Source organism: Micromonospora sp. NBC_01405 (assembly GCF_045040155.1).
Taxonomy (GTDB): domain Bacteria; phylum Actinomycetota; class Actinomycetes; order Mycobacteriales; family Micromonosporaceae; genus Micromonospora.
In genome coordinates this window covers 183,690-197,285 of sequence record NZ_CP109532.1, presented here as the reverse complement: position 1 = coordinate 197,285, position 13,596 = coordinate 183,690, and the positions used below count along the sequence as shown (strand labels likewise).

Annotated in this window: 11 protein-coding genes and 1 pseudogene; 9 read left to right on the top strand and 3 right to left on the bottom strand. The window is 76.7% G+C overall.

All coding sequences use genetic code 11. From position 1 onward, the window contains the following. Positions 1–6: 6 nt before the first annotated feature. Positions 7–1,440, bottom strand: coding sequence for an aldehyde dehydrogenase family protein (locus OG559_RS00925; protein WP_405111119.1), 1,434 nt, complete (start codon positions 1,438–1,440; stop codon positions 7–9). A 72-nt stretch (positions 1,441–1,512) separates the two neighbouring features. Here OG559_RS00925 and OG559_RS00920 point away from each other — a divergent pair, with 72 nt between their 5' ends. Next, positions 1,513–3,117 carry a phytoene desaturase family protein gene (locus OG559_RS00920; RefSeq protein WP_405111116.1) on the top strand — a complete coding sequence of 535 codons (1,605 nt, stop codon included), beginning with the start codon at positions 1,513–1,515 and terminating at the stop codon, positions 3,115–3,117. A gap of 100 nt (positions 3,118–3,217) precedes the next feature. Here the strand turns inward: OG559_RS00920 and OG559_RS00915 are convergent, their stop codons facing one another. Both OG559_RS00915 and OG559_RS00910 read right to left on the bottom strand, forming a co-directional pair. Continuing rightward, positions 3,218–3,985: a polyprenol monophosphomannose synthase gene (locus OG559_RS00915; RefSeq protein ID WP_405111114.1), complete on the bottom strand. Its 768-nt coding sequence runs from the start codon at positions 3,983–3,985 to the stop codon at positions 3,218–3,220. A gap of 120 nt (positions 3,986–4,105) precedes the next feature. Further along, entirely contained in the window at positions 4,106–4,534 is a 429-nt protein-coding gene (locus OG559_RS00910; RefSeq protein ID WP_405111111.1) for an SRPBCC family protein, read from the bottom strand. A gap of 139 nt (positions 4,535–4,673) precedes the next feature. Here OG559_RS00910 and OG559_RS00905 point away from each other — a divergent pair. The 8 genes and pseudogenes from OG559_RS00905 to OG559_RS00870 all read left to right on the top strand — a co-directional run. Further along, a pseudogene (locus tag OG559_RS00905) lies at positions 4,674–6,344 on the top strand (HAD-IIIA family hydrolase); the annotation flags it as partial. A gap of 80 nt (positions 6,345–6,424) precedes the next feature. Continuing rightward, positions 6,425–7,399, top strand: a complete 975-nt coding sequence (locus tag OG559_RS00900; RefSeq protein ID WP_396673944.1) for a glycosyltransferase — start codon at positions 6,425–6,427, stop codon at positions 7,397–7,399. Further along, positions 7,384–8,601, top strand: a complete 1,218-nt coding sequence (locus OG559_RS00895; RefSeq protein WP_405111107.1) for a glycosyltransferase — start codon at positions 7,384–7,386, stop codon at positions 8,599–8,601. Before OG559_RS00900 ends, OG559_RS00895 begins: the two co-directional genes overlap by 16 nt. Beyond that, positions 8,601–9,389 carry an SIS domain-containing protein gene (locus OG559_RS00890; RefSeq protein ID WP_405111104.1) on the top strand — a complete coding sequence of 263 codons (789 nt, stop codon included), beginning with the start codon at positions 8,601–8,603 and terminating at the stop codon, positions 9,387–9,389. The genes OG559_RS00895 and OG559_RS00890 overlap by 1 nt, the downstream gene beginning before the upstream one ends. Before the next feature lie 12 nt (positions 9,390–9,401). Continuing rightward, complete coding sequence (locus OG559_RS00885; RefSeq protein ID WP_405111101.1) at positions 9,402–10,904, top strand: PfkB family carbohydrate kinase; 1,503 nt, start codon at positions 9,402–9,404, stop codon at positions 10,902–10,904. A gap of 11 nt (positions 10,905–10,915) precedes the next feature. After that, positions 10,916–11,602: an SDR family oxidoreductase gene (locus OG559_RS00880; protein ID WP_405116299.1), complete on the top strand. Its 687-nt coding sequence runs from the start codon at positions 10,916–10,918 to the stop codon at positions 11,600–11,602. Further along, positions 11,599–12,597, top strand: coding sequence for a glycosyltransferase family 9 protein (locus OG559_RS00875; RefSeq protein WP_405111099.1), 999 nt, complete (start codon positions 11,599–11,601; stop codon positions 12,595–12,597). The genes OG559_RS00880 and OG559_RS00875 overlap by 4 nt, the downstream gene beginning before the upstream one ends. Further along, entirely contained in the window at positions 12,581–13,564 is a 984-nt protein-coding gene (locus OG559_RS00870; RefSeq protein WP_405111096.1) for a DNA topoisomerase IB, read from the top strand. The genes OG559_RS00875 and OG559_RS00870 overlap by 17 nt, the downstream gene beginning before the upstream one ends. The last annotated feature ends 32 nt before the right edge of the window (positions 13,565–13,596 follow it).

Here is a 13,596-nt window from a genome sequence, read left to right as displayed (position 1 = left end):
GGTCACTCACCAGTGGCCGCCGCCGGGGGCCTGTAGGTGGACGGCCTTGGTGGCGGTGAACTCGTCGAGGAGTTCCGGGCCGTAGCCGAAGCCCTGGCCGCTGGCGCGGCGCGGTTGGGCGGCGCCGCCCGGAGCGCCGCCGAAGACGGCGTTGACCTTGACCGTGCCGACGGGGAGTTCCCGCCAGGCCCGATGGGCGTGGCTCATCGACGCGGTGAGCACCGTGGCGGCCAGCCCGTACGGCGAGTCGGCGGCGCACCGCAGCGCCTCGCTGAACGAGTCCACCACGACCACCGGGGCGACCGGGCCGAACGTCTCCTCGCGGACCAGGGCCATGTCGTGCCGGCAGTCGGTGACCACGGTCGCCGGGTAGAACGCCCCCGGCCCGTCCGGCAGCGCGCCCCCGGTGCGCACCCGCGCCCCGTCGGCCACCGCCGCCGTCACCTGCCCGTGTACGTGGTCCCGGTGCCGCCGGTCGACCAGCGGCCCGAGTTCGGTCCCCGGGTCCCGCCCGGGTCCCGTCCGCAGCGCCTCGGCCCGCCGCACCAGGGCGTCGGCGAAGTCCTCGGCGACGTCGCGGTGCACGTAGATCCGCTCCACCGCGACGCAGATCTGCCCGGCGTTGGCGAACGACCCCAGCGCCGCCTGCTCCGCGGCCCAGATCGGGTCCACGCCGGCGTCGACGACGAGCGGGTCGCTGCCGCCGTTCTCCAGCAGCGCCTTGGCCCCGGTCCGGGCCGCCGCCGCGGCGATCGACCGGCCGGTGGCGGTGGAGCCGACGTGCGCCACCACGTCCACGTCGCCGGCGGCCAGCGCCGCGCCGACCTCGCCGCCCCCGGTGAGCAGCGACAGCACCCCGGGCGGCAGCGCGCCGTCCAGCGCCCTGGCCAGCAGCCACCCGGTCGCCGGGGTCCGCTCGCTCGGCTTGTACAGCACCACGTTGCCGGTCACCAGGGCCGCGCCGAGCAGCCCGCAGGCGACCGCAACCGGGTCGTTCCACGGGGTGATCGCCGCGACCACCCCGCGCGGCTGCGGCGTCATGAAGTCGATGGCGTCCGCGCCGCCGAGCAGGGTCCGACCGCCGCGCAGCGGGGCCAGCTCCGCGTACTGTCGCAGGGTGCCGACACCCGCCTCGACGCCGCCCCGGGCGTCCGCCAGGGGCTTGCCCATCTCGGCGGTGACCGCCGCGGCCAGTTCCTCCGCCGTGGCCTCGACCGCGTCCGCGGCCCGGTGCAGGGCAGCCGCCCGCTCGGCCGGGGCGGTCGCCGCCCAGTCGGCCGCCACACCCCGCGCGGCCTCCACCGCCTTGCCGACCTCGTCCGCCGTCGCCACCGGCACGGTGCTGACCGGTGAGCCGTCGGCCGGGTCGCGTACGACCAACTCGCCGCCCGTGCCGCCCGCGCCCCACACTCCACCTATGAGCTGCGAAACCGTGTACATGCGGCGGTGGATGCCCCGGGCCCGGCGTCGCAAACGCGTTTCACCCGGTAACCGGCCGGGTAGCCGGATCGGATGATCTCGACCGGGGTGCAGACGGCGGACGCCGTGGTCGTCGGCGCGGGCCACAACGGCCTGGTGGCCGCCAACCTGCTGGCCGACGCGGGCTGGGACGTGCTGGTGCTGGAGGCGACCGGCGCGCCCGGCGGGGCGGTGCGCTCGGCCGAGGTGACCGCCCCCGGCTACCTCAGCGACCTTTACAGCTCCTTCTACCCCCTCGGGTACGCCTCCCCGGTGCTGGCCGGCCTGGAACTGGACCGGCACGGCGTGACCTGGACCCAAGCCCCCGACGTGCTGGCCCACCTGCTGCCCGACGGCCGGGCGGCGGTGCTGAACCGGGACCTCGACGCCACGGCAGCCTCGCTGGAGGCGTTCGCGCCCGGCGACGGCGAGCGGTGGCGCCGCTCGTACGCCGACTGGCTGGACGTCGCCGGGCCGATGCTGGAGGCCATCACCACCCCGTTCCCGCCCGTGCGCGGCGGGCTCGGCCTGCTGCGCCGGCTGAGGGTGGGCGGGGCGCTGCGGCTGGCCCGCCGCCTCGTCGTGCCGGTGCGCAAGCTCGGCGACGAGATGTTCGACGGCGAGGGCGGCACCCTGCTGCTGGCCGGCTGCGCCCTGCACACCGACCTGTCGCCGGAGGAGGCCGGCTCCGGCGTGTACGGCTGGCTGCTGGCCATGCTCGGCCAGCAGGTCGGCTGGCCGGTGCCGGTCGGCGGGGCACAGCGGATCACCGACGCGCTGGTGGACCGGCTCACCGCCCGGGGCGGCCGGATTCTCTACGACGCCCGGGTGGACCGGGTGCTCACCGCCCGGGGCCGGGCCATGGGGGTACGCACCGTCGGCGGCACCGCCTGGCGGGCCCGCCGCGCGGTGCTGGCCGACGTGCCCGCCCCCGCGCTCTACCTGGACCTGGTCGGCCCGGCGGCACTGCCGCCCCGGCTGGTGGAGGACCTGGCGCACTTCCGGTGGGACGGGTCCACCCTGAAGGTCGACTGGGCGCTGTCCGGGCCGGTGCCGTGGGCCAACCCGACGGTGGCCACCGCCGGCACCGTGCACCTCGGCGCCGACCTCGACGGCCTGACCGGCTACGCCGCCGAGCTGTCCCGGGGCGAGATCCCCCGGGACCCGTTCCTGCTGCTCGGGCAGATGAGCGTCGCCGACCCGAGCCGCTCGCCGGCCGGGACCGAGTCGCTCTGGTCGTACACCCACCTGCCGTTCCGGCGGAACTGGCGGGCCGAGGACGTCGCCGCGCACGTGGACCGGATGGAGGAGGTGCTGGAGGCGGCCGCCCCCGGCTTCCGGGCCCGGATCGTCGGGCGGCACGTCGCCGGCCCGGCGGACCTGGAGCGGGGCGACCCGAGCCTGGTCGGCGGGGCGCTGGGCGGCGGCACCGCCGCGGCGTACCAGCAGCTCTTCCTGCGGCCGATCCCCGGCCTGGGCCGCGCGGACACCCCGGTGGACCGGCTGTACCTGGCCAGCTCCTCGGCGCACCCGGGCGGCGGGGTGCACGGCGCCCCGGGCGCGAACGCGGCCCGGGCGGCGCTGGCCCGCGACCGGGCGCTCACCGGCGGCCTCTACGCCGGGGTGATCGGCGCGGCTCACCGGGCGGTCTACCGCTGAACTCGCCAGCCCGCCGGTCCGCCGGAGCCCGCCGGCCCGTGGCCGAGCGGCGACAAGGTGGCGCGGGCCCGGGCGCTTCGGGCGCCCGGGCGGCGGGCCGTCAGCGCTCGATGTTGCGGTGCCGGGTACGCAGCTTGAACGGCATCAGCGCGCTCTCGATCTTGGTGGCGGTGGTCATCTTCGAGTCGCCGTCGCGGCGCTCCTCGAAGCGGATCGGCACCTCCAGGATGGTGTGGCCGAGCTTCGTGGCCAGGTAGTGCATCTCCACCTGGAAGCTGTAGCCGTTCGACTGCACCCGCTCCAGGCCGATGTCGCGCAGCGCGTCGGCCCGCCAGATCTTGAAGCCCGCCGTGAGGTCGCGGATGCGCACCCTCAGCAGCGTGTGTACGTAGAGGTTGGCCCAGCCGCTGAGCGCGCGGCGGTACAGCGGCCACGCCTCGTCGAGCTGGCCGCCGGGGACGTAGCGGGAGCCGATGACCACCCCCGCCCGGGTGGACAGCAGCGCACCGAGCATGCCGGGCAGCGCCTCCGGCGGATGCGACAGGTCGGCGTCCATCTGCGCCACGTACTCGGCGCCGCCGTCGAGCGCCCGGGTGATTCCGTCGACGTACGCCCGGCCGAGCCCCTCCTTGCCGGCCCGGTGCACCACCCGCACCCGGTCGGGGTGTTCGAGCGTCAGCTTGTCGGCCACATCGCCGGTGCCGTCCGGCGAGTTGTCGTCGGCGACCAGCACCGTCAGGCCCGGCAGCGGCAGCGCGAGGAGCCGCTCGACCAGCACCGGCAGGTTGCCCGCCTCGTTGTAGGTGGGGACCACGACGGTCAGGCGCGCGTCCCGCCACGGCTCGGGCAACAGCACGGGTTCGATCATGACGGACATCCTCGCTTTGCCGACAGGTTCACCAAGAGGGTATCCAGTTACCCATTCCCTGTCGTAAGGGCTCCCCGTCCGGCACGTGTGACGTGGTGTGTTTCCCGGTTGGGCGGCCGGTCACCGGTCCGCCTTCTGCCGGGTCGAGATGTCGGCGAGGCGGCGCAGCGTCTCCTTGTTGCGCTGGTGCAGCACCAGGTCGTTGAGCTTGTTCCGGATCCAGCGCAGCGGGCCGGCGGCGAAGTCCTCGCCGATGCGGACCCGGGTGGCGTGCTCGCCGACCGGTTCCAGGGTGAACACCACGATCGCCTCGCCGGCCGGCCACAGCCCGGCCCTGAGCACCAGCTTGCGCGGCGGCTCGTGGACCAGCACGGTGGAGACGTCCTGGAGGGAGAACGGCCACGGTCCGGCCTTGTGGTGCAGCCGGGCGCCGACCCGGGGCCAGGTGTCGTCGACGTCGCGCACGTGCACCGTGCCGACCACCCAGTCGCTGTACGTCCAGCCGTCCGCGAGGACGTCGAAGACCCGCTGTGGGGATGCTCCGATCACTTTCTCCACAATCGCCACTGCGCTCCCATACCCGGCTCCGGGCGGGGCTAACGACCCGGTGGGTCAGCTTCTCCGGTGCGGCGGTGGTAGCGCGCCGGGGCCGACGTTTACTCCTCGGGGCGCAGGGAACCCGCCGCCCGTGCGACGGGACCAGTTGGAGCCGGATCGGCGCAGGTCAGCCCGGGTGGACCCGGGTGCTGACCGCGGTGCGTCCGGCGGTGTCCTGTTCGACGCCGTGCTGTTGGACCGGGACGGGACGTTGGTCGAGGACGTGCCGTACAACGGGGAGCCGGAGAAGGTACGGCCGATGCCGGGGGCGCGGGAGGCCCTCGACCGGTTGCGGGCGGCGGGGCTGCGGCTGGGGGTGGTGACGAACCAGTCGGGCCTGGCCCGGGGGTGTTTCACCGCCGGGCAGATGGGTCGGGTGCACGCGCGGATCGAGGAGCTGCTGGGGCCGTTCGACACCTGGCGGGTGTGCCCGCACGACGACGGGGCCGGGTGTGGGTGCCGTAAGCCGGCGCCGGGGCTGGTACGCGCCGCCGCCGCCGATCTGGGCACGACTCCGGGGCGGTGCGTGGTGGTGGGGGACATCGGTCGGGACATGACCGCCGCCCTCGCGGCCGGCGCGTCCGGGGTGATGGTGCCGACGCCGGTGACCCGGGCCGAGGAGGTCGCCGCCGCCCCGCACACCGCCCCGACGCTGCCGGCCGCGGTGGAGGAGATCCTGCGCCGACAGGCTGCCGTCGTTCCCGCCGTGCCGCGTACGGCGGGAACGGTGTTGGTGGTGCGGTCGGACTCGGCGGGGGACGTGCTGGTGACCGGTCCGGGGTTGCGGGCGGTGGCGGCGCACGCGCGGCGGGTGGTGCTGTTGTGCGGCCCCCGGGGGCGGGCGGCGGCGGGGTTGCTGCCGGGGGTGGACGAGGTCGTCGAGTGGCCCCTGGAATGGATCGACCCGAACCCGGCCCCGGTCGACCCGCAGCGGATCGGTCGGCTGGTGCGGCGGCTGGCGGCGGTGGGGGCGGACGAGGCGGTGATCTTCACCAGCTTCCACCAGTCGCCGCTGCCGCTGGCCCTGCTGCTGCGCCTGGCCGGGGTGCCCCGGATCGCCGCGATCAGCGACGACTACCCGGGGAGCCTGTTGGATGTGCGTCACCGGGTCCCGTCGGGGGTGCCGGAGCCGGAGCGGGCCCTGTCGTTGGCCGCCGCCGCCGGTCACGCCCTGCCCGCCGACGACGAACCCCGACTGCGCCTGCGCCGGGACGCGGTGCCGGCCGCGCCGTCGCAGCTCGGCCCGCCCGGGTACGTGGTCGTGCACCCCGGCTCGTCGGCCTCGGCCCGGGCCTGCCCGCCGGAGTTGGCCGCCCGGATCGTCCGGGTGCTCGCCGACGCCGGTCACCGGGTGGTGGTCACCGGCGGGCCCGGCGAGCGGGAACTGACCGCCCGGGTCGCCGCCGCCGGGGGCACCGACCTCGGCGGACGTACCGGACTCGCCGAACTGGCCGGGATCATCGCCGACGCCGGTGCCCTCGTCGTCGGCAACACCGGCCCCGCCCACCTCGCCGCCGCGCTCGGCACCCCGGTGGTCAGCCTGTTCGCCCCGACCGTCCCGTTCGGGCAGTGGGGGCCCTACCGGGTGCCGACCGTCCGACTCGGCGACGCCGACGCCCCCTGCCGTGACACCCGCTCGACGGGCTGCCCGGTCGCCGGGCACCCCTGCCTCGCCGGGGTCGACCCGGCAGCGGTCCTCGACGCGGTCCGGCTCCTCGGCGTGCCCACGGCGGGGGCCGCCCGCGCCGCCGCCACGGCCGGAGCCGGCGGCGTGGCCGGCGCCGACGCCACGGCGGGCGGGTCGCCGGCGTTCGCCGTGCCGGCCGGTGGCGGGAGCGGCCGATGAACGTCCTGGTCTGGCACGTGCACGGCTCCTGGGCCACGTCCTTCGTGCACGGCAGGCACCGCTACCTGGTGCCGGTCACCCCCGACCGGGGCCCCTACGGCCTCGGCCGGGCCCGCACCTACCCGTGGCCCGCCGGGGCCGTCGAGGTCACCCCGGCCGAGCTGCGCCGGGCCGAGGTGGACGTGGTGGTCCTCCAGCGCCCCGAGGAGTTCGACCTGGCCTCCGAGTGGCTCGGCCGCCGGGTCGGCCGGGACGTGCCGGCCGTCTACGTCGAACACAACACCCCCAAGGGGGACGTGCCCAACACCCGTCACCCGATGGCCGACCGCGACGATCTGCTGCTCGTCCACGTCACCGGATTCAACCAGCTCTTCTGGGACAACGGCGGCACCCGCAGCACCGTCGTCGAACACGGCATCGTCGCCCCGGACGTCGAGTGGACCGGCGAACTCGACCGGCTCGCCGTCGTCATCAACGAGCCGGTACGCCGCTGGCGGGTCACCGGCACCGACCTGCTGCCCCGGTTCGCCGCCCTCGCCCCGCTGGACGTCTTCGGCATGGGGGTCGCCGGGCTGGCCGACCGGCTGGGGCTGCCCGCCGACCGGGTCACCAGCCACGACGACGTGCCGCAGGACCGGATGCACGCCGAGCTGGCCCGGCGGCGGGCGTACCTGCACCTGTGCCGGTGGACCTCGCTCGGGCTCAGCCTGATCGAGGCGATGAGCATCGGCATGCCGGTCGTCGCGCTGGCCACCACCGAGGCGGTGGTGGCGGTGCCGCCGGAGGCGGGCGCGCTCTCCACCCGCGTCGACGACCTGCTGGCGGCGACCCGCCGGTTCCTCGACGACCCGCCGGCCGCCCGCCGGGCGGGCGCGGCGGCCCGGCGGGCCGCCCGGGACCGCTACGGCCTGGACCGTTTCCTCGCTGACTGGGACCGGCTGCTGGAGGAGGAAGTATGCGCATCGCGATGATCTCGGAGCACGCCAGCCCGCTCGCCGTCCTCGGCGGCGAGGACGCCGGCGGCCAGAACACGCATGTCGCGGAGCTCTCCGCCGCGCTCGCTGCCGCCGGTCACGACGTGCGGGTGTACACCCGTCGGGACGCGGTGGACCTGCCGGTGACGGTCCGCAGCCCGGACGGGTACGACGTGGTGCACGTGCCGGCCGGGCCGGCCGAGCCGGTCGCCAAGGACGCGCTGCTGCCACACATGCGGGCGTTCGGCCGTCGGCTGGTCGACTGGTGGCGCACCGGGGACTGGACGCCCGAGGTGATCCACGCCCACTTCTGGATGAGCGGCCTGGCCGCGCTGGCAGCCGGCCGGCAGACCGGGGTGCCGGTGGTGCAGACGTACCACGCCCTCGGTGCGGTGAAGCGCCGCCACCAGGGCGTCCAGGACACCAGCCCGCCCCGCCGGATCGCCCACGAGCGGGAGCTGGGCCGGGCCGTCGACCGGGTGGTCGCCCAGTGCCAGGACGAGGTCGGCGAGTTGGTCCGGCTCGGGGTGCCCCGGTCCCGGATCACCGTCGTCCCGTCCGGGGTCAACCTCGGGACGTTCAGGCCGCTCGGACCGGCCGTCGAGCGGGACCCGGGGCGGGCCCGCCTGCTCACCGTGGGCCGCCTGGTGGAGCGCAAGGGCTTCCAGGACGTGATCCGCGCGATGCCGCTGGTGCCGGACGCCGAGTGCGTGGTGGTGGGCGGCCCGCCGGAGGGGCTGCTGGAGACCGACCCGCACGCCCGGCGGCTGCGGGCCCTCGCGGAGTCCAGCGGGGTGGCCGACCGGGTGACGCTGGTCGGGGCGGTGCCCCGCGAGGAGATGAGCCGCTGGTACCGCTCCGCCGACGTGCTGGTGGCCGCCCCCTGGTACGAGCCGTTCGGGCTGACCCCGTTGGAGGCGATGGCGTGCGGGGTGCCCGTGGTCGGCACGGCCGTCGGCGGGCTGACCGACACCGTGCTCCACGGCGTGACCGGCGACCTGGTGCCGGCCCGGGACCCGCGCGCGCTGGGCGTCACGATCCGGCGTCTGCTCGACGACCGGATCCGCCGGTTCTCCTACGCCGGGGCGGCCCGTGACCGGGCCCGGCGCAGCTACTCCTGGGCCGCCACGGCCGAGCGGCTCATCGACGTGTACGGACAGGTGGCGGCGGTGCGCCGGCCCACCCGGGTGGTCGCCTGATGGCCGCCGCACTGCCTGGTCCCGCCGGCCCGACCGCCTCGCCGGCCGGTCCCGCCGGCCAGCCCGGTTCCGCCGGCCCGGCCGCCCCGTCGGTGCTCGACGGGCACCTGGCCAACCTGGCCGCGGCCCTGCTGCCGTACCGCAGTTCGGAGGAGGTGCTGGCCCGGTGGGGCGGGGAACTGGCCCACCGGCTCGCCGCCGGCGGCCGGTTGCTGGTGGCCGGCAATGGCGGCAGCGCCGCAGAGGCCCAACACCTCACCGCCGAACTCGTCGGCAAGCTCCGCGACGACCGGCAACCCCTCTCCGCCATCGCCCTGCACGCGGAGACCTCCGCCCTCACCGCCATCGCCAACGACTACGGCTACGACCACACCTTCGCCCGTCAGGTCCGCGCCCACGGCCGGCGGGACGACATCCTCCTGCTCATGTCCACCAGCGGCACCAGCACCAACCTCCTCACCGCGGCCCGCGCCGCCGTCGAGGCCGGCCTGCGTTGCTGGGCCCTCACCGGTCCCACCCCCAACCCCCTCGCCGACGCCTGCCACGACGCCCTCGCCATCGACTCGCCGGACAGCCAGGTGGTCCAGGAGCTGCACCTGGTCTCCGTCCATGTGCTCTGCGAGTACGTCGACCGGGTGCTCCCCGCAGCCCTCGCGGCGGCGGGCGAGCGCGGCCCGGGCGGCGTGGTGCCGGCGGTGGGCGTGGCCGGCGGGCCGGACCGGCCGGTGCGTGCCGGGGTCGAGGTGGTGCTGGACGGCGAGGCCGGCCGGCAGGTCGAGGCGGGCTGAGGAGGCGAGCTGATGGCGGGACCTGTGGTGGTGGTCGGTGACATCCTGCTCGACCGGGACGTCGAGGGGGTGGTGAACCGGCTCTGTCCGGACTCCCCGGTGCCGGTGCTCGACGAGTCGACGGCCGTGGACCGGCCCGGCGGCGCCGGCCTGGCGGCGGTCTTCGCCGCCGCGCTGGGCGCCGAGGTGGCCCTGGTGACCGCCCTCGCCGACGACGAGGGCGGGGCCCGGCTGAGCACGCTGCTCGCCGCCGCCGGGGTGCAGGTGTACGCGCTGCCGCTGCGCGGCGCCACCCCGGAGAAGATCCGGCTGCACGCCCGGGGGCGGGTGTTGCTGCGACACGACCGGGGCGGACCCGCCGGGGAGCCCGGCGAGCCGAGCGAGGCCGCCCTGCGGCTGCTCGCCTCCGCGTCCGCCGTGCTGGTCAGCGACTACGGCCGGGGGGTGGCCCGGCAACCGGCCCTGCGCTGCGCGCTCGCGGCGACCCGCGCGCCCGTGGTGTGGGACCCGCACCCCCGGGGCCCGGCGGCGGTGCCGGGGGTACACCTGGCCACCCCGAACGAGTCGGAGGTGCGCGAGCTGGTGAAGACCGGGCCGGGCGTGTCCCGGCTGGCCACCGCGTCCCGGGGAGCGCAGGAGCTGCGCCGGCGCTGGCGGGCCGGCGCGGTCACCGTCACCCTGGGTGGCGACGGGGCGCTGCTCTGCCACGCCGGGTCGACGCCGCTGGTGGTGCCCGCCCCGGCCAGCGCCGAGGGGGACACCTGCGGCGCGGGCGACCGGTTCGCCGCGACCGCCAGCATCGCCCTGTCCCGGGGCGCGCTGGTCTCCGAGGCGGTGCAGGCGGCGGTCACCGAGGCGTCGGCGTACGTCGCGGCCGGGGGAGTGGCCACGGCCCTGCCGCCGCCGGCCCGGACGGTCCCGGTGACCGGGTCCCGCCCCGGCGGCGGCGACCGGGTCGGGGTGGGCGCCGCCGCCGCGGTGGTCGCGGCGGTCCGCGCGGCCGGCGGCACGGTCGTCGCCACCGGCGGGTGCTTCGACCTGCTGCACGCCGGGCACGTGGCCACCCTGGAGGCGGCCCGCCGGCTCGGTGACTGCCTGGTCGTCTGCCTCAACTCCGACGCCGGCGTGACGGGGCTGAAGGGGCCGGACCGGCCGGTGGTGCCGCAGGGCGACCGTGGCCGGCTGCTGGCGGCGCTGGGCTGCGTCGACGCGGTGCTGGTCTTCGACGAGCCCACCCCGCAGGCGGCCCTGACCTGGCTGCGCCCCGACATCTGGGTCAAGGGCGGCGACTACGCCACCGGTGGCGGCGAGTCGGGGCTGCCCGAGGCGGAGCTGCTGAGCCGTTGGGGCGGGCACACGGTGGTCGTGCCGTACCTCGACGGGCGCTCCACCACCGACATGATCGCCGCCGCCCGCGCCGGCGGCGGGACGACCGGGCCCGGCGACCGGGTGCCCGGGCCGCCGCCGGGCGTGGCGGTAGGCGTGGACGTCGCGGCGGCGAAGGGGGCACCATGACCGGCAACGCTGTGGGGACGGGACCGACCGTCCTGGTGACAGGCGGGTCGAGCGGATTGGGGGCGGCCGTGGTGACGGCCGTGGCCCGGGCCGGCGGCCGGCCGCTGGTGCTGGACCGCAACGCCCCGGCCGACGGGGTGCCGTGGATCGAGTGCGACCTGGCCGACACCCGCGCCGCCGAGGCGGCCACCCGGCGGCTCGCCGAGCGCTCCGGGGGCCTCGACGCCGTCGTCACCGCCGCCGGCATCGACGTGCCCGGTCGGCTCGCCGACGTGCCCGGGGAGACCTGGGACCGGATCATCGCCGTCGACCTGCTCGCCACCGCCGCGGTGATCCGGGCCGCCCTGCCCTGGCTGGAGGAGTCGCGGGGCAACGTCGTCACGGTCGCCTCCACCCTCGGCGTGAAGGCCGTCAGCGACGCCACCGCGTACTGCGCCGCGAAGTTCGGCGTGGTCGGCTTCACCCGCGCCCTCGCCGCCGAGCTGGCCGGGGCGGTCGGCGTCACCCTGCTCGTCCCCGGCGGGATGCGCACCGCCTTCTTCGACGAGCGGGACGCGCAGTACCGGCCCGGCCCGGACGCCAACCTGAACGACCCCGCCGACACCGCCGCCGCAGTCATGTTCGCCCTGTCCCAACCGCCCGGCAGCGCCGTCCGCGAGCTGGTGGTCTGCGCCGAGCGGGAGTCGTCGTACCCGTGATCCTCGTGCTCCGGGCGCTCGGCGTCGGCGACCTCGCCACCGGGGTGCCGGCGCTGCGCGCCCTGCGTGCCGCGTACCCCGACCGGAAGCTGGCCCTGGCCGCCCCGCGCTGGCTGGCTCCCCTGGTCGACCTGGTCGGCGGCGTCGACCGCCTGGTGCCGGCGGACGGCCTGGGGAACCTGGGGTGGCCCGGCCCGCCGCCGGAGCTGGCGGTCAACCTGCACGGCCGTGGCCCCCGGTCGCACCGCGTGCTGGCCGCCACCCGCCCCGGCCGGCTGCTCGCCTTCGCCAGTCCCGACGCCGGCCACGCCGACGGCCCCGACTGGCGGGCCGACGAGCACGAGGTCGACCGGTGGTGCCGCCTGCTCGGCTGGTACGGCCTCCGCGCCGACCGCGCCGACCTCGCCCTGTGCCGTCCCGCGCCCGGCGGCGTGCCGACCGGGGCGACGGTGGTGCACCCCGGCAGCAAGGTCGCGGCCAAGCGCTGGCCGGCCCGGCGATTCGCGGCGCTGGCCCGGGAGCTGACCGGCCGGGGACACCGGGTGGTGGTCACCGGCTCGGCGGGCGAGCGGGAGCTGGCCGGGTGGGTGGCGTACCACGGGGGGCTCGCACCGGACGCGGTGCTCGCCGGCCGCACGGACCTCGGCGACCTCGCCGCCCTCGTCGCCCACGCCCGGCTGGTGGTCAGCGGGGACACCGGCGTCGCCCACCTCGCCACCGGGTACGGCACCGCGTCGGTGGTGCTCTTCGGCCCCGTCGCGCCGGCGCGGTGGGGGCCGCCGCCGGACCGCCCGTGGCATCGGGTGCTCTGGCACGGCGACGGTGGCCCGCGCGACCGGCCCGCCGTCCAGCCTCCCGGAGCGTGGGGCGATTGGACGGTGTTCGATGGGGTAACAACCGATTCGACACTGGCGGCCGTCCGCCTCGACGAGGTGCTGGCGGCCGTGGACGACGCGGAACGGGCGGTGCGGATCTCCGGTGCGGTTACGGCGTAGCGATCCGGGCAGGCCGGGGTACGGCCGCCGGCGAAGCGGCAGGGGCTGGACCTTCCTCGACCCCAGGGGCGAGCCGGTCCGCGAGCCCGGCGAGCTGCCCCGGCTGCGGGACCTGGTGATCCCGCCGGCCTGGCGGGAGGTGTGGATCTCGCCGCACCACAACGGGCACATCCAGGCCACCGGGATCGACGCCGCCGGCCGCAAGCAGTACCTCTACCACCCGCAGTGGCGGCGCAACCGGGACGAGGCGAAGTTCGACCACGTGCTGGAGGTCGCCCACCGGCTTCCGGTGCTGCGCGAGCGGGTGGAGCACGACCTGTCCGGCCACGGGCTGAACCGGGACCGGGTGCTCGCCACGGTCGCCCGCCTGCTCGACATGGGAATGTTCCGGGTCGGCAGCGACCAGTACGCGGTCGGCGACGACGCCACCTTCGGCGTCTCCACGTTGCGCCCGGAGCACGCCCGCAGCCGGCGGGGCTGCGTGGTGTTCGAGTTCCCCGCCAAGGGCGGCATCGACCAGGTGCGGCGGATCGAGGACCCGGAGCTGTGCCGGGTGCTGACCAACCTGCGCCGCCGGCGGCGCAGGGCCGAGCGGCTGTTCGGCTACTGGGACGGCCGGGACTGGCGGGACGTGCGCAGCGACGAGGTCAACGAGTACCTGCGCGCCGCCAGCGGCGGTGAGATGACCGCGAAGGACTTCCGCACCTGGCACGCCACCGTGCTGGCGGCCACCGAACTGGCCACCCGCGGGCCGGCCCGTTCCGTCACGGCCCGCAGGCGGGCGGTGGCGGCGGTGATGCGCGAGGTCGCCGAGCTGCTCGGCAACACCGCGACCGTGGCCCGTACCTCCTACGTGGACCCCCGGGTGGTCGACCTGTTCCACGACGGGGTGGTCGCCCCGGTGGAACCGGGCACGCCCCGGGCGGAGGCGGAGCGACGGGTGCTGGAGCTGCTGGAGGACGCCTGACCGGCCCCGTCGACGGTCCTGGGGGAGAGCGG